Annotated in this window: 14 protein-coding genes; 8 read left to right on the top strand and 6 right to left on the bottom strand. The window is 36.0% G+C overall.

Translation table 11 applies throughout. The features are described from left to right. Positions 1–132 precede the first annotated feature (132 nt). The gene (locus AC07XN_RS18065; RefSeq protein ID WP_494744072.1) at positions 133–1,878 is read left to right on the top strand and encodes a GMC family oxidoreductase; all 1,746 of its coding nucleotides are present in this window, start codon (positions 133–135) and stop codon (positions 1,876–1,878) included. Positions 1,879–2,055: 177 nt separating this feature from the next. Continuing rightward, a complete protein-coding gene (locus AC07XN_RS18060; RefSeq protein ID WP_494744071.1) occupies positions 2,056–2,709 on the top strand; it encodes a gluconate 2-dehydrogenase subunit 3 family protein in 654 nt (217 codons plus the stop codon). Positions 2,710–2,821: 112 nt separating this feature from the next. Here the strand turns inward: AC07XN_RS18060 and lysA are convergent, their stop codons facing one another. Further along, entirely contained in the window at positions 2,822–4,066 is a 1,245-nt protein-coding gene (gene lysA, locus AC07XN_RS18055) for a diaminopimelate decarboxylase (RefSeq protein WP_494744070.1), read from the bottom strand. A gap of 285 nt (positions 4,067–4,351) precedes the next feature. Further along, entirely contained in the window at positions 4,352–5,173 is an 822-nt protein-coding gene (locus AC07XN_RS18050; protein WP_494744069.1) for a hypothetical protein, read from the bottom strand. A gap of 221 nt (positions 5,174–5,394) precedes the next feature. On the opposite strand from AC07XN_RS18050, the gene AC07XN_RS18045 reads away from it, so the two are divergent. From AC07XN_RS18045 to AC07XN_RS18035, 3 genes are all read left to right on the top strand, one after another. Beyond that, complete coding sequence (locus AC07XN_RS18045; protein ID WP_494744068.1) at positions 5,395–5,832, top strand: OsmC family protein; 438 nt, start codon at positions 5,395–5,397, stop codon at positions 5,830–5,832. Positions 5,833–6,002: 170 nt separating this feature from the next. Beyond that, a complete protein-coding gene (locus tag AC07XN_RS18040; protein ID WP_309920453.1) occupies positions 6,003–6,209 on the top strand; it encodes a hypothetical protein in 207 nt (68 codons plus the stop codon). A 161-nt stretch (positions 6,210–6,370) separates the two neighbouring features. Beyond that, positions 6,371–7,165, top strand: a complete 795-nt coding sequence (locus AC07XN_RS18035) for a thymidylate synthase (RefSeq protein ID WP_323252080.1) — start codon at positions 6,371–6,373, stop codon at positions 7,163–7,165. A 67-nt stretch (positions 7,166–7,232) separates the two neighbouring features. On the opposite strand, the gene AC07XN_RS18030 is transcribed toward AC07XN_RS18035, so the two are convergent. Then, entirely contained in the window at positions 7,233–8,450 is a 1,218-nt protein-coding gene (locus AC07XN_RS18030) for a bifunctional 3,4-dihydroxy-2-butanone-4-phosphate synthase/GTP cyclohydrolase II (protein ID WP_309920449.1), read from the bottom strand. Between the two features lie 310 nt (positions 8,451–8,760). Between AC07XN_RS18030 and AC07XN_RS18025 the strand changes: the two genes are divergently transcribed. The 3 genes from AC07XN_RS18025 (at position 8,761) to gldA (ending at position 12,248) form a co-directional block, all read left to right on the top strand. Continuing rightward, positions 8,761–11,004, top strand: coding sequence for a T9SS type B sorting domain-containing protein (locus AC07XN_RS18025; RefSeq protein WP_494744067.1), 2,244 nt, complete (start codon positions 8,761–8,763; stop codon positions 11,002–11,004). A gap of 120 nt (positions 11,005–11,124) precedes the next feature. Beyond that, positions 11,125–11,463 (top strand): YbaB/EbfC family nucleoid-associated protein, encoded by a 339-nt coding sequence (locus AC07XN_RS18020; protein WP_309920443.1) that lies wholly within the window; start codon positions 11,125–11,127, stop codon positions 11,461–11,463. Positions 11,464–11,537: 74 nt separating this feature from the next. Further along, a complete protein-coding gene (gldA, locus tag AC07XN_RS18015; protein WP_494744066.1) occupies positions 11,538–12,248 on the top strand; it encodes a gliding motility-associated ABC transporter ATP-binding subunit GldA in 711 nt (236 codons plus the stop codon). A 9-nt stretch (positions 12,249–12,257) separates the two neighbouring features. Here the strand turns inward: gldA and AC07XN_RS18010 are convergent, their stop codons facing one another. The 3 genes from AC07XN_RS18010 to AC07XN_RS18000 form a co-directional block, all read right to left on the bottom strand. After that, positions 12,258–12,854: a methyltransferase family protein gene (locus tag AC07XN_RS18010; RefSeq protein ID WP_494744065.1), complete on the bottom strand. Its 597-nt coding sequence runs from the start codon at positions 12,852–12,854 to the stop codon at positions 12,258–12,260. Positions 12,855–12,880: 26 nt separating this feature from the next. Continuing rightward, positions 12,881–13,591 carry a lipoprotein signal peptidase gene (locus tag AC07XN_RS18005; RefSeq protein WP_494744064.1) on the bottom strand — a complete coding sequence of 237 codons (711 nt, stop codon included), beginning with the start codon at positions 13,589–13,591 and terminating at the stop codon, positions 12,881–12,883. Between the two features lie 170 nt (positions 13,592–13,761). After that, complete coding sequence (locus AC07XN_RS18000; RefSeq protein WP_309920433.1) at positions 13,762–14,955, bottom strand: proline dehydrogenase family protein; 1,194 nt, start codon at positions 14,953–14,955, stop codon at positions 13,762–13,764. Between the last annotated feature and the right edge of the window lie 232 nt (positions 14,956–15,187).

The following is a 15,187-nucleotide window of genomic DNA, read 5'->3' as shown; positions in this document are numbered from 1 at the left end:
ATTGCGGTATTTTTAAGGGAATTAGGGTTTTAATATTGATTTCTTATAAAAAAGGATATAAAATATCTATTTAATCACTATTTTTCCTACTCGATTCAATAATACTCTTCAACCAAAAAAATCATTTAATAAATGCTGGACTTTCAGATTAAAGAACAATCAACAGTATATGATGTCGTTATCATTGGCTCGGGTGCGGGCGGAGGTATGGCAGCTTATGAACTGACAAAAGCAGGAGCAAAAGTTTGTGTACTAGAAGCAGGTCAATATTATGACCCAGCCGACCCTAAATATATTACACAACTAAAAAGCCCTTGGGAATCTCCTCGTCGTGGAGCATCTTCTACGCGTGCTTTTGGTGATTTTGATGCTGCTTATGGTGGCTGGGATATTGAGGGAGAACCTTATACGCGTAAAGATGGCACTAAATTCGACTGGTTCCGTTCTAGGATGTTGGGAGGGAGAACCAATCACTGGGGTAGAATTTCTCTTCGCTTTGGTCCTGATGATTTCAAAAGAAAATCTATTGATGGTTTAGGAGAAGATTGGCCAATTGGTTATGACGATGTAAAGCCATATTACGATTATGTAGATAAACTAATTGGTGTGTTTGGTACTAACGAAGGCAGAAGAAATGACCCAGATGGATATTTTTTACCACCTCCGAAACCACGTTTGCATGAATTAATGCTTAAGAAAAGCGCTACGAATATTGGTATTCCAGTAATTCCGTCGCGTCTTTCAATCTTGACAAAGCCTATCAATAAAGAGCGTGGACAGTGTTTTTATTGTAGCCAATGTAATAGAGCTTGTCAGGCGTATGCCGATTTTTCTTCTTCATCAGTATTGATGATTCCTGCGATTAAAACAGGAAACTGTACGTTGATTACTTACGCAATGGCTCGTGAAGTATTGACAGACCCAACGACGGGTTTAGCAACGGGCGTATCGTATGTGGATACTCGTACGATGACTGAAAAAGTTGTAAAAGGTAAAATAGTAATATTAGCAGCCAGTGCTGGCGAAACAGCTCGTTTGTTATTAAACTCAAAATCTGCTCGTTTCCCGAATGGATTGGCTAATTCAAGCGGTATCGTTGGGCGTTATATCAATGACTCAACAGGTGCTTCTCGTTCAGCAATTATCCCAGCATTGTTTGATAGAAAACGTTATAATGAAGACGGAGTAGGAGGGATGCACGTGTACACACCTTGGTGGGGAGATAACAAAAAATTAGATTTCCCAAGAGGTTACCACATTGAATATGGTGGAGGTATGGGTATGCCTGCGTATGGTTTTGGATGGGGTATTGAAGGAATCAATGAAAAATTCCCGACACGTGAAGGTATCAAAAAAGCAGCGGGTGGCTATGGAGCTTCTTTAAAAGAAGACTATCGTCGTTTCTACGGAGCTTATATCGGTATGGCTGGTCGAGGAGAACCTATACCTGATTATAACAACTATTGTGAAATAGACCCTACTGTCGTAGATAAATTTGGTATTCCTGTATTACGTTTCCATTACAAATGGTCGGACTACGAAATCAAGCAAGCTAGACACATGCAGGATACTTTTGAACAGATAATTACTGAAATGGGTGGTACACCGCTTGGCAAAAAACCAGATGCAAGTACCAATTATGGCTTGGCTGACCCAGGAAGAATTATCCATGAAGTAGGAACGGCTAGGATGGGTAAAGACCCTAAGAGTTCTGTATTGAATCCGAATTGTCAGGCACATGATGTGAAAAACTTGTTTGTGGCCGATGCTGCACCTTTTGTTTCTCAGGGAGATAAAAATGCAACATGGACAATCTTAGCTTTATCGGCTCGTACTTCAGAGTTTATTATTAATGAAAAGAAAAAAGGAAATTTGTAAGGGTAGACTAACCTCACCTCCAACCCCTCTCCTCCAGAGAGGGAAGCTTTAAAATCCAAAGTTTACTCCCCTTCTCTGAAGGAGAAGGGGTTGGGGGATGAGGTTTTATTGGTTGATTATCAATAATTTATACTCTAGTGTGCAATTTTCAAATCATCAAATCATCAAATTGTTTTTATGAAAAGAAGAGATTATCTTAAAAATATAGGGCTTTCGTCACTGGGTATGGCCGTGATGAGCCAAGAAGCGGTAGCCATGGAGTTATTGCAAGGACCAAAGCCTAAGCCAAAAGCGAAAGCTACGACACCAGCGGCACCAAAATATAATTATGGTAGAACAGAAGATGAGATTGCCCGTGATGCTAAATTATTGGCTGAAAAATTCTTTACTGACCACGAAATGAAAACTATCACGGTGTTGTCAGATATTATTATTCCTGCTGATGAACATTCAGGAAGTGCTTCGCAGTCGGGTGTACCAGCTTTTATAGAATTTATTGTAAAAGACCAACCAACTTTTAAAACGCCTATGCGTGGTGGTTTACGTTGGATGGACTCTGCGTCGATTAAGCGTTTTGGGAAAGAGTTTATTCTTTGTACTAAGAAGGAGCAGATTAGTTTAGTAGACGAAATAGCTTACCCTAACGAAGCAAAACATGAAGTATCACAGGGCGTAAATTTCTTTTCTTTGATGAGAAACCTAACAGCATCGGGTTTTTATTCTTCTGAAATGGGGCATCATGATATAGGCTATGTAGGTAACAGACCTAACAATTGGGAAGGTGTTCCCGAGGAGGTTTTGAAGCAATATGGTTTAAGTTATGATTCTTAAAATAAAAATGGACGAGATTTAACCTCGTCCATTTTTATAATTAATAGTAGGGACGAATTGCATTCGTCCTATTCGTTTGTCATAAGGACGAATGCAATTCGTCCCTACCTATTTATACCTCCACACTCACCAGATTTCTTACAATATCATCAAAAGTTTCTCTTTTGCGAATCAACTTTGCTTGACCACCAATCACCAACACTTCAGCGGGTAATAACCTTGAATTATATTGCGAAGCCATCGAGAAACAATAAGCTCCTGCATTTTTCATCGCAATGATGTCTCCTGCCTTTACTTTATTCATTAAGCGTTCGCCTTGTTTTCCTTCTGGCGTCCATGAGAAAGTATCTGTTTCACAAATATAACCCACCACTCTGTATTCGTCTTGCTCAGATTCATCTTCGTTAGAAGCATTGAAAATATCATGATAAGATCCATACATCATTGGGCGACCAAGGTGATTGAGTCCTGAATTTACACAAACAAAAGTTTTGATTGGGTCAACTTTTACTGTATTGGCAGTTGTCAAAAACGTCCCTGCTTCACTTACTAAAAACTTGCCTGGTTCAAACCATAACTGTAATTCACGACCATATTTTTTAGAGAAATCCAAGAAAGCATTGCTTAATACTTCGCCAACTTCTTTCATATCGGTAACGATATCGCCGTCTTTATAAGCCACTTTGAACCCACCACCCAAATCGATAATCTCTAAATCTTTAAAACTAAAAGCCATTTCTAGAATAGCACTTGCTGCTTGTGTAAAAGCATCAGCATTTTTTACATCAGAGCCTGTATGTTGATGTAAACCGATAATTTTCATATCGTATTTTTCAACAATCGCTAAAATTTCAGCCTTCTGGTGAATCGAAATACCAAATTTAGATTCAGGGTGCGCCGTCATAATTTTTTCATTACCGCCCCCAAAAACGTGAGGTTTCAGTCGAATCAATGCCCCTTTAGTATTACCATAACGTTGGCCGAATTTTTCCAACACATCCAGATTATCCAAATTGATTCTTGTTCCAAATTCAGCCGCCAATTCAATTTCATCAAACGAAACCCCACTTGGCGTAAAAGTGATTTGCGAACCTTCATATCCAGCCATCATGGCCAAACGCAATTCTTCTGGTGAAACCACATCTATTTCAACACCATGCTTTCGCATTAATTTCAAAATCGCCAAATTGGTATTGGCTTTACAAGCATATTTTATTTTGAGATTAACATTCTTGAAAGAATCACGAAGAATGGATATTTTTTCGATAATTTTGTCTGCGTCATAGACGTACAAAGGCGTACCGAATTGATTAGCTAAATCAGTAAGTTTGATGTTTTGAATTTGGTAATAAGACATTTTTAAAGTTGGGATTGCGGAAATCAGAAGGTTTTATACTCTTTTAACTTCTCTTTTTGTTTTTTTCTACGAAATAGAAATACAAAGATACTTCCTACAATTTATCTTCTGAAAACAAAATTCATGAAAGAGCTTCTTTTATCTTTGATTTTAAAATTTTTAGTTATGTTTAGAGAAGAAAACACTTCGTTTTGCCAAATCTAAATTGGCAGTACGTTAGTTTGTCAGGCTCTTGAGCATATATTCCATATTATAAGCTCAAGACATAACAAATGCAGCATTCTTTTAACAACCAACAATTGTATGTTCGCCTATTCTTTTAACAATCTCTCCTTTATTAGCAGGTTTTGATAAATAAATTGTTGGGCTACTTACATTATAATGGTTAGAAGTATCAATTATCAAATCCAATATACCATCTCCGTCAATATCGCCAGTAAATAATAATTCAATCATTTGGTCATCAAAATTTGGTTCATCAACTAGAAGACTTTTCTTTTCTAGACCATTAATTGTTGCAATCAAGTAAAGTTTATAATCTGAAACGTCAAACCATTCTGAATCTTCCTGAGTTTTCTTCTTTCTACCAGTGGCAAATATTTTATAATCAACCTCTAAATATGTAAACTTAATTGTATCGCTCGGAAATACATAGTTTTTTTTAAGAGGTATACTTTCAACTTTTCTATCTGTCAAGTAAGAAAGAGCTTCAATTAAGATTAAGCATGAGTCTTTATTTTCAGCAGTTACTTCCCAACCTGTTTTTATATTTTCATCCTCGTCAATTGAGTCATTAACATTTATCGTTTTTATTTTAGTCAATTGTAGATAATAGCTTTGGTGATGTTTAAAAAGACCAAACCAATTAGCCTTATCAGCATTCTCCCAAACCTCATCATTATGGAAAGTCCCAGTTGTGAGGACTTTGACAGATATCTTGCTATTATCATTAATAGCTATAGATGATTTACGAGCTTCAAAATTTGATTTGGGTATTGTTAAGCTGGCATTGCTTTCATGAGTATTTTGTGATGTAGAATTGGTGCATGAAACAAATAAAAAAAATATTAAAATATACGTTAATATTTTCAGCGTTGTTGTTGTCATATTTAGTTTTAGCTAATACTTGTGAAATATTTTTAAAGCTATGTAACTATTAGTATATGTCCAATTTATTAAATAGGTTTTTATTTAGTCCTACTTTTCAACCTTCTTGCCAATAGCTTAAATAAATCTTAACTTTGAACTTAATATTTTGTAGAAAAGTTAACATTTAAAGAGTAGCTCAGAAAATTAAAAGTATATAATCAGGTTAAATTCTTGAAATCATGCAAGTAGAATTAGTTAGAATAGATGATGCCTTTCATTTTCAGGCAAATGGGATGTCGGGTGTGCCAGTTGATATTGATGCTGCCGAAAATATTGGAGGACATAATGCGGGTTCGCGTCCGATGGAATTATTGTTGATGGGCTTAGGTGGCTGTACTGCTATTGACGTGATTCTAATCATGAAAAAGCAACGTCAGGTAATTGAAGATTTAAAGATTTCTGTTTCTGGTGAGCGTGAAAAAATTGAAGGAACAGAAATGACTCCTTTCCGTAAAATCAACATTCACTTCCAGTTCAAAGGTAATATTGTTGAGGATAAAGCCAAAAAGGCGATTGAATTATCAATGGAAAAGTATTGTTCGGCTACAGCCCAATTCAGTGGTTCGGCTGAAATTACGCATACTTTCGCGATTGAACCTGTTTTGGTAAATAATTGAGTGATTTAGTGAATGAGCGATTTAGTGATTCTTTTAATTTTCTTATTGCATAGCAAATTAATCACTCAATTACTTACAGCTTTTCCGAATTTGTAAAAACATTTTTCAGTTTAGCTCGTTTTTTCGTTTTTAACATTTATTCGATTTTAAACATTTAATAGCTCATCCACATGAAAAAGGTAATTTTAGGTTTATCATTATTGGCACTTGTAGCGAATGTTTCTTTAGCCCACGATAAAGAAAAGGGTTCAAAATGTTGTAGTACTAAAATGGCAGCTTCACACAGTAAGTCAAAATCGAAGTGCTGTGCAGAAATGACTAAATCAGCAAAAGCTGAAAAGGTATCAGATAAAAAAGCTGTAAAGAAAACAGCTTAAATAAAAGAGCGTATTTCATTGAAAGGCTCATCAATAGTGTAAGAAGCTATTGATGAGTTATTTTTTTATGTAATTTTGAACTTGCAAGAATATTTCTTCATTTCAATCTTGTCTTTTATCACAAAACTAAAGCTCATTACTCATAGCTTACAGCAAAAAAAATGCAACAATATCATACGCTTTTAAAACATATTCTTGAGAACGGAGCAGAAAAAACTGACCGTACAGGTACGGGTACAACCAGTATTTTTGGTTATCAGATGCGTTTTAATTTACAAGAAGGTTTTCCGTTAGTTACTACTAAAAAAGTACACTTAAAGTCGATTATCCATGAATTGCTTTGGTTTATCAATGGTGATACCAATATCAAATACTTAAAAGATAATGGTGTGGGCATTTGGGACGAATGGGCTAATGAAAATGGTGATTTAGGACCAGTATATGGAAAACAATGGAGAAGCTGGACGGCTCCTAATGGCAAAGTAATTGACCAGTTGAAAGAGGTAATCGAGACATTGAAGAAAAGTCCAGATTCAAGAAGAATTATCGTGAGTGCTTGGAACGTAGGGGAACTTTCTGAAATGGCTTTAATGCCTTGTCATGCACTATTTCAGTTTTATGTGGCTGATAATAAATTGTCTTGTCAATTATACCAGCGTTCGGCAGATGTATTCTTGGGTGTGCCTTTTAACATTGCTTCTTATGCTTTGCTGACGATGATGATTGCACAAGTGTGTGATTTGGAGGTGGGAGATTTCATTTGGACAGGTGGCGATACGCATATCTATTCTAATCACTATGAACAAGTAGCTACTCAGCTAGCTCGTGAGCCACGTGCCTTACCAACCATGAAAATCAACCCAGCCGTAAAAAGTATTTTTGATTTCAAGTTTGAAGATTTCACGTTAGAAAACTATCATCCTTATCCTGGCATTAAAGCTCCTGTCGCGGTTTAGTATTAGCGACAGATTCTTGTCTGTAAATAAAAGTGGCTTAGTTATTCAATAACTAAGCCACTTTTATTTATTTATGCCCCATAATGGTATGACCCATTTTGTCTCTTTTTGTGAGCAAATAACTTTCGTTATGAGGATTTGATGCAATTTCAATTGGTACAGTTTCTACGATTTCTAAACCGTATCCGAATAGGGCTGCTCTTTTCTTTGGATTGTTCGAGATTAATCTGATTTTGCTTAATCCTAAATCTCTTAAGATAGAAGCTCCTACGCCATAATCACGCTCATCCATTTTGAAACCTAACTCCAAATTAGCTTCTACAGTATCGCGTCCCATTTCTTGAAGTTTATAGGCTTTTAATTTATTAATTAACCCTATGCCTCTGCCTTCTTGGAACATATACAGAATTACACCTTTACCTTCTTTTTCTACAATTTCCATCGCACGGTGTAGTTGTTCGCCACAATCGCAACGGCAAGAGCCAAAAATATCACCTGTAACACATGAGCTATGTACCCTTACTAAAACAGGCTCATCTTTTTCCCATGTACCTTTAATCAATGCCAAATGTGTTTCGCCAGTATTGATTTGCTTGAAAGCGATTAAATCAAAATGACCAAACTCTGTAGGCATATCAACGCCTATTTCACGTTTGATAAGGCTTTCATGTTTTAAACGATACTCTACTAAATCCTTAATGGTTACTAATTTCAAATCGAATTTATCCGCAATAGCTCTTAAATCAGCTAAACGAGCCATCGTTCCGTCTTCGTTCAATACTTCAATCAATACGCCAGAAGGTTTAAAACCCGCAAGCTTAGCGAAATCCATCGCTGCTTCAGTATGCCCTGTTCTACGAAGAACACCTTCATTACGTGCTTTCAAAGGGAAAATATGCCCCGGTCTGCCTAAGTCTTCTGGTTTGGTATTTTCATCGACCAAAGCCTGAATCGTTTTAGAACGGTCGTGTGCTGAAATACCTGTCGTACAACCATGCCCTAGTAAATCTACCGAAACGGTAAAGGGCGTTTCGTGCGTAGCAGTATTAGAACCAACCATCATGGTTAAATCCAATTCCTTACAACGTTCCTCCGTAAGAGTTACACACATTAAGCCACGACCTTCACGAATCATAAAATTGGCTAATTCTGGAGTCATCGCTTCAGAGGCACAAATCATATCTCCTTCGTTTTCACGGTCTTCATCGTCGGCTACGATGATAATTTTTCCTTGGCGAATTGCTTCAATCGCCTCTTCGATACTATCTAATTTTATCTTTGACATTGTTTTCTTGGTAAAATCTTGAATCTAGGCTCAGAGGGTGCTTCGTCATTACAATTCACTTGTATTTTTATAACCTCAAAGGTACGTTTTTTTGTTCCTTTGCGTTAAACATTAAAGCGACTATTGGCTAAAATATCTCTTGTCTTCCTTAAGAAATACTCTTTTTGACATAAGTCAGTCTCGCTGTTATTTACTGTTCTAGCGTTTTTTATTAAATTTAGCCTTGTCAATCTGGATATAAATAAATTATAAGGCTTAAATTTTATAGCACAATTTTTGTAAATAGTTTTAATAAAAATAACCTTTTTAAATGAATCGAATTTTTAATAAATCAGCAAAAATATTGATTGCCTTAATCTTGCTAACAAAGATGACTGTCAATACGTATGCTCAATGTAAAAATAAAGCTGAGCCACCGGGAACGGTTTCAGGGCAATTCAGTATCAATGGTACAAAAGTACAAGTGGTGGGTGATGGCGATGGAAACAGTACGGCATCTAATAATATTCCAGTTAAAATTTGTGAAGGAGAAACGATTACGTTAAAAAATACAATTAGTGCTACGAGTACGACTGGTGTAAACTATTGGCTAATGCCAGCAACGCAGTATAATGCTTTGACAGCGCCACCCTCTACACCCAATACTGCCAATGCTAGTTACATGACAATCAGCGGGGATGCTTCCATTACTGTCAATACCTCATCTTCATGGTACACTGGCCCAGGCATCTATGTCATTACGCAAGGGGATAATTCTGGTAATGGAACTTCCAACGATTACCATCACGCTTGTCAAGTAATAGAAGTTATTAAGCCTAGTACTCCTGTAATTACTTACAGTGTGTGTAATGCTACTTTGATTAGGTTAAAATTAGAAGCTGACCCTAGTAATAATTATGACGAGTATGAAGTGAAGTTTTCATCAACGAGTAGTTTGTTTAATCCTACTTTTAGAGAGAAACCTACGTCGTATCCGTATACTGTTTCAAGTGGCCCTTTCCCCGATGAATATGATAGAGTAATTACCATAAAAGGACAATCTAAAACGGGAAGCTGCCCAGCACCAGTATATACTTCTCCGCCCATTTCAATGACCGGAACAATGATTAATCGTCCGTTGATTACTGCTATCGCAGGAACTGCTATTGCGAAAGAATACAAAATGACTGTTCTTGCTCAAACAACTATTCAGCGTAAAGTGTATATCCGTGACCCATTAACGACGAGTACGTATGATTATACCAATCCATTGCTAACTTATACATCTACAGCCACTACGTTGTTTGACGAAGTTACGGTAACTGTTCCTAATCAAGACAGACAATATTGTTTTAGGACGGAAGCATTAGATGCTGTTTGTCCTGCTACTATTTTTAATCCTGCCAATTTAAGCAATGAAGAAGTATGCACTACCCCTGCAAAAGTGGCCGTCATTAATAATGAAGTTCAAGCTTCGTGGCTAAGAGCTTTGACAAATATTACAGGAGGAGTATTTACAGATTATCGTGTAGAACGAGTGAATGATAATGGCACGATTGATAAAGTATTTCCGCCTATCAGCAACATTTCGACGCTGACTTTAACAGACCCTGATGTGGTTTGTGGAAAAGATTACATCTATCGTGTTATCACTAATTATGGACAAAAATCTACTTCTCAGCTTTTAAATATCCAAGCTACTTCCACAAAGAGCCTTACTAAGATAGCCAACGTTTTTGCTGATGTAGAAGCTACTGCTAAAACTATTAATATCAAAGGAACATTCTCAACAGGAAGTGGTGAGCCGTCTCCGACTGATATGGTAGAATACCGTTATTATAAATCAACTTCTCTTAATGGAACATACCAATTATTGCAGCCAACTAGTCCTACTATAAATTCAATAAGGGATAATAATGTTTCTATTGACAGTCAATCTTATTGTTATTACATGACTTGGAAAGATTTATGTAACAAAGAATCTGACCCTTCTCAAAAGGTTTGCAGTATATTGGTCTCTTCGAGTGTTTCAGAGATAGATTGGACTCCGCAATCTTCATTTTCATTAGCAACAGATTATTACAGGGTAAATAAAGTTAACCCAAACACTGGAATTACCTTAAAGACTTTGGCTGATAATCTTAAAAATGTTTATTCTTATAACACGATTGGTTTGCCAGACAGTGAGGGGCAGGAAATATTTCTGCAGATAGAAGCTAAGCCAGTTTCGGGAAGTATCTCACAAAATACACATTCAAACATTGTGCGTATTTATCGCCCATCGCTACTATTGAATCCAGATGCTTTTACGCCTAATAATGATGGTGTAAATGATAAGTTTATTATTTATGGAAGATTCATCCAGAAACTAAAAATGACCATTTATGACCGATGGGGGAGTGTAGTGTTTTATGATGAAACCAATAGTTTTCCAAGTAATAGTCAAATAGGATGGGATGGTTTTTTAAAAAATGGAGAAAAAGCTTTGCAAGGAATGTATATTTATAAATTAGAGGTGGAAGATACTACTGGACAAGTAATTAATAAGGAGGGAACACTTTTTTTAACGTATTAATAGGCTGGCAATCTAGTAACAGATTTCAACTATTAACTAGGTAAAACAAGCTTAATTTTTGTGTTAAATGAATAGTATTGTAACTTGCAAGACAAATTTATTAACAAAACTTAAAAGACTATGTTTGATATGATGGGAATGCTTGGCAAGGTAAAAGACCTTCAAGCTAAAATGAAAGAAGCCCAAGACTCTTTGAGTTCAATTATTGAAACGGGTGATGCTGGTGCTGGTATGGTGGTTGCAACGGTGAATGGGAAAAAACAGCTTTTGAAAATTGAAATTGATGAAGATTTAATTAAACCTGCTGACCGCGAAGTACTACAGGATTTAATCGTAGCGGCTACGAACAATGCTTTGGAAAATATTGAAGGTAAAATAAAAGAACATCTTCAAAAAGCTACTCAAGGTTTGATGCCTAATATTCCAGGAATGGATTTAGGAAGCATGTTTGGACAATAATTTGTTCAATTCAATAAATTTAGGAATGCTTAGCTAGTTTCCATAAATTTTAATCACATTCCTAACTTCTATTTATGTCGTTAAAAATTCAGAATTTAGTAAAAGTTTATGGCACACAAAATGCTGTAGATAATATTTCTTTTGAGGTAAAGCAAGGGGAAATAGTCGGTTTCCTTGGGCCGAACGGTGCTGGCAAATCAACCACTATGAAGATTGCTACGTGCTATCTTACTGCTACTAGTGGGAAGGTTGAAGTATGTGGTTATGATGTGGAAAAAGATGCCATGGAAGTACGAAAAAATATTGGTTACTTACCCGAACACAACCCTTTATATTTAGAAATGTATGTAAAGGAGTTTTTGGCTTTCGTCGGAGGACTTTATCAGATTAGAGGGCAAAAATTACAGAATAGAATAGCGGAGGTAATTGATTTGGTTGGTCTGCAACTTGAGCAAAAGAAGAAAATAGGTCAATTGTCAAAAGGCTATCGCCAGCGTGTTGGCTTGGCTCAGGCCCTTATTCATGACCCTAAAGTATTGATTTTGGATGAACCTACTACGGGGCTTGACCCTAATCAATTGGCAGAAATCAGAGGTGTTATCAGAAATATAGGCAAAGAAAAAACAGTCGTTTTTTCAACCCATATTATGCAAGAAGTAGAAGCTATTTGTGATAGAGTGATAATTATTAATCACGGTAAAATAGTGAATGACAGTGAGCTATCGGCTTTAAAAACTTCTGGAAAATCAATGGAAGAAGTCTTCAGAAATCTTACAAACAGTTAAGTGATGGGATTATTTTCCATCACTCAATCTCGGGATTAACATCGGTACTTCTTTTTGATATTTTTCGTATTTCTTCCCAAATTCCTTTACTAACTTTTTCTCTTCAAAGTATATTCCAATCCTGATATAAAAAGTTAAGCTTATCGCAGTAACGAGGTAAAGGGATGTACCAAAAAAGCCAAAAGTACCCCATACAAATATCAGTATACCCAAATAAAGCGGATGACGAACAATTGATGACAACTCATCAATCCTCAATACAGGTTTTTTAGATGAACCTTTCAATGCATCTGTTCCTAAAAACTCGGATAAATCATATTGTTTCAAGGCTGAAAAGCCAAGGAATATACCCGAACCCATCATTAAACCACCCAAAATCTGATTCATGATTGATTTTTCTAACAGTATTTCGGATGGAGCTTCTAGCTGGTACTTGATGATTGGTATTAGCAATACTACAAACACGATATTGTAGCCCAGACGGTAATAAATAGAAAATCTTCCCAAAATAGGTTTGAGAAGATTTTTAAAGCTTTCAGACGCTGTTAGGGTATGGAGTAATCCATAGCTTAACCACAGTGCCATTAAAATAATTTCTGATTTCATTGTGTACTCAAACAAAATTTTATTTGTTATTCTTGAGGTTTACTTTCTGATTCTTCTGTAGCTTCTTCTTGAAAATCCGTGCTGAGGTTCTCAATATTGTCGCTATGAATTGTTTCGTCTTTATCTGCTGTTTCAGCGTTATTTTTTGGCTTAGATTCTTCAAAAAACTGCCCTTGAAAAATTAAAATTACCACAACGCCACAGAATATAGAAGCATCGGCAAAATTAAAGATAGGGGTTGAATACCAAGTACCTCCCCAAATAGGAAGCCATTCTGGCAACCAACCTTGGTAAAGGTCAAAGAAAAACATATCAATTACTTGGCCATGAAACCAAGGTGTAGGCGAATCAACAGGAGCATTATTGAAAATAACGCCATAGAAAGTACTATCCACCACATTACCAATAGCGCCTCCTAAGATAGCAGCAATACACCAAAGTAAGCCCGGATTAGCCTTTTTGCGTGCTAACGAAACCAGATATGCCCCGATTCCAAACATGGCAACAACCCTAAAAAGACTTAGAACAATTTTATCATATCCTTTTGGTAAAAAGTTGAGGGTCATTCCAAAGGCCATTCCCTTATTTAATACATAATGGAGTTTGAAAAAATCACCAATGATAGGTACTTCATTACCTTCGTATTGTAAATATTTGTGAACAGCTACTTTAATAACTTGGTCAATAACAATAAGCAAAAAGGTAAGCCAGAAGTATTTATATGGAGAACGAAACATAATTGAATTTGAGCGATTGGGTTGAGTAAACGGAAATAGATTGTTGGATATTAATGTTTGTAATAATTTGCGCAAGTTACAAAATAAAAGTCACAAAGTCAGAAACCCTTAGGTTTACTGCCTTTGTGACGAAATATTTAATCTAAAAGTATATATACCGTCAAATAAAATTATTTTTTAGTGAACATTAGCCTCTTTCTTCTAACGATTTCACGCTTGATTAATACAAACTCTCTACTAGCTTGACCTGACACCGAAGTGTTTTCAGCCGCACGACGGAATAAATAAGGCATTACTGCTTCAATCGGGCCGTAAGGCACATATTTGGCTACATTATAACCTGCTTTTGAAAGATTGTATGAAATGTTATCAGACATTCCTAAAAGCTGTGCGAAATAAAAATGTTTATCTGTAGGGTCAATCTGATTTTTTTGCATTAAATCTACCAATTGTTTACAGCTAAACTCGTTATGTGTACCTACACAAAGAGAAATATTATCACGGTTTTCTACGCAGAATACTACTCCTAAGTTATAATCATGGTCGGTAGCCGCTTTGGTTTCATGAACAGGCTCACAATAATTTTCTTCATGTGATCTTTGGCGTTCTTTTTCCATATAAGCCCCACGCACCAATTTTACACCAAGTGAAAAATGGTTGTCTCGTGCTTGTTGAGTTGCCTCTTTTAAGTTTTGCAACATATCTTTTCGATACATTTGAAAAGTGTTGTAAACGATACACTGTTCTTGGTTGTATTTTTCCATCATCCCGTACGTAAGGGTATCAATGGTATCTTGAATCCAAGATTCTTCAGCATCTACAAAAATTCTAACATTCAAGGCGTGTGCTCTTCCGCATAGAATATTCATTCTTTCTCTTACTCTTTCAAAGGCGGCCTTCTCGTCGTTATTGAGTTCTTCTTCGTTTTGGATTTTTTCCAATAAATCCATACTCGCAATTCCTGTTACTTTAAATACGGCGAAAGGAATAGCAATGTTCTCATAGGCTTTTTCAATCGTCAAGAGCACTTCTTGCGTAGTTTTGTCAAAACTTTTTTCGTTATCTTCTCCCTCTACAGAATAGTCTAAAATTGTGCCAATATGAGATTTGTCCAAATTTTCTATTGTCTTGTTACATTCTTGTAGGGTTTCTCCACCACAAAACTGTTCAAATACAGTAACTCTTATGAGTTTTTTTATGGGAAAATGAAGAAAAATAAAGAGTTTGATAAAAAAAGTCCCTAACTTTACGAGCCAATTCTGGTTCATGCTTGCGAAGAGTAAATATATCTTCTTCAATTGTAAGTTAGATTTTGAAGAAAAAGCAATTGAGGTGTCTTCAAAACTAACTTTTGTGGACTCCATAAGGGTTGATGTGGCTGGCATTTTGGTCATGTTACAGACGAATAATCGTATATAAATTAAAACTGAATGATAATTTATTGATTGATAATCAGTTTAATATGATTTAGAGAGTCGTCAGTTGTTTTACTTAAACGTGCAAATATAGCATATTAGAATAATACAAAAACAAATTTTATCGGATTAAATTTTTTAATGCTGTATTTTGATGAATTTAAATAGCATAGTCGGGGTT

Source organism: Arcicella sp. GW458-12-2-14-TSB2 (assembly GCF_059423785.1).
This window is presented reverse-complemented; position numbering and strand designations above follow the sequence as displayed.

What these genes read in the sequence shown, in the direction of transcription:
- AC07XN_RS18065 (WP_494744072.1), top strand. Translation starts at nt 133, where the DNA reads ATGCTGGACTTTCAGATTAAAGAACAATCAACAGTATATGATGTCGTT.
- gldA (WP_494744066.1), top strand. Translation starts at nt 11,538, where the DNA reads ATGTCGTTAAAAATTCAGAATTTAGTAAAAGTTTATGGCACACAAAAT.
- AC07XN_RS18050 (WP_494744069.1), bottom strand. Translation starts at nt 5,173, where the DNA reads ATGACAACAACAACGCTGAAAATATTAACGTATATTTTAATATTTTTT.
- AC07XN_RS18030 (WP_309920449.1), bottom strand. Translation starts at nt 8,450, where the DNA reads ATGTCAAAGATAAAATTAGATAGTATCGAAGAGGCGATTGAAGCAATT.
- AC07XN_RS18005 (WP_494744064.1), bottom strand. Translation starts at nt 13,591, where the DNA reads ATGTTTCGTTCTCCATATAAATACTTCTGGCTTACCTTTTTGCTTATT.
- AC07XN_RS18025 (WP_494744067.1), top strand. Translation starts at nt 8,761, where the DNA reads ATGAATCGAATTTTTAATAAATCAGCAAAAATATTGATTGCCTTAATC.
- AC07XN_RS18020 (WP_309920443.1), top strand. Translation starts at nt 11,125, where the DNA reads ATGTTTGATATGATGGGAATGCTTGGCAAGGTAAAAGACCTTCAAGCT.
- AC07XN_RS18045 (WP_494744068.1), top strand. Translation starts at nt 5,395, where the DNA reads ATGCAAGTAGAATTAGTTAGAATAGATGATGCCTTTCATTTTCAGGCA.
- AC07XN_RS18060 (WP_494744071.1), top strand. Translation starts at nt 2,056, where the DNA reads ATGAAAAGAAGAGATTATCTTAAAAATATAGGGCTTTCGTCACTGGGT.
- AC07XN_RS18040 (WP_309920453.1), top strand. Translation starts at nt 6,003, where the DNA reads ATGAAAAAGGTAATTTTAGGTTTATCATTATTGGCACTTGTAGCGAAT.
- lysA (WP_494744070.1), bottom strand. Translation starts at nt 4,066, where the DNA reads ATGTCTTATTACCAAATTCAAAACATCAAACTTACTGATTTAGCTAAT.
- AC07XN_RS18010 (WP_494744065.1), bottom strand. Translation starts at nt 12,854, where the DNA reads ATGAAATCAGAAATTATTTTAATGGCACTGTGGTTAAGCTATGGATTA.
- AC07XN_RS18035 (WP_323252080.1), top strand. Translation starts at nt 6,371, where the DNA reads ATGCAACAATATCATACGCTTTTAAAACATATTCTTGAGAACGGAGCA.
- AC07XN_RS18000 (WP_309920433.1), bottom strand. Translation starts at nt 14,955, where the DNA reads ATGGAGTCCACAAAAGTTAGTTTTGAAGACACCTCAATTGCTTTTTCT.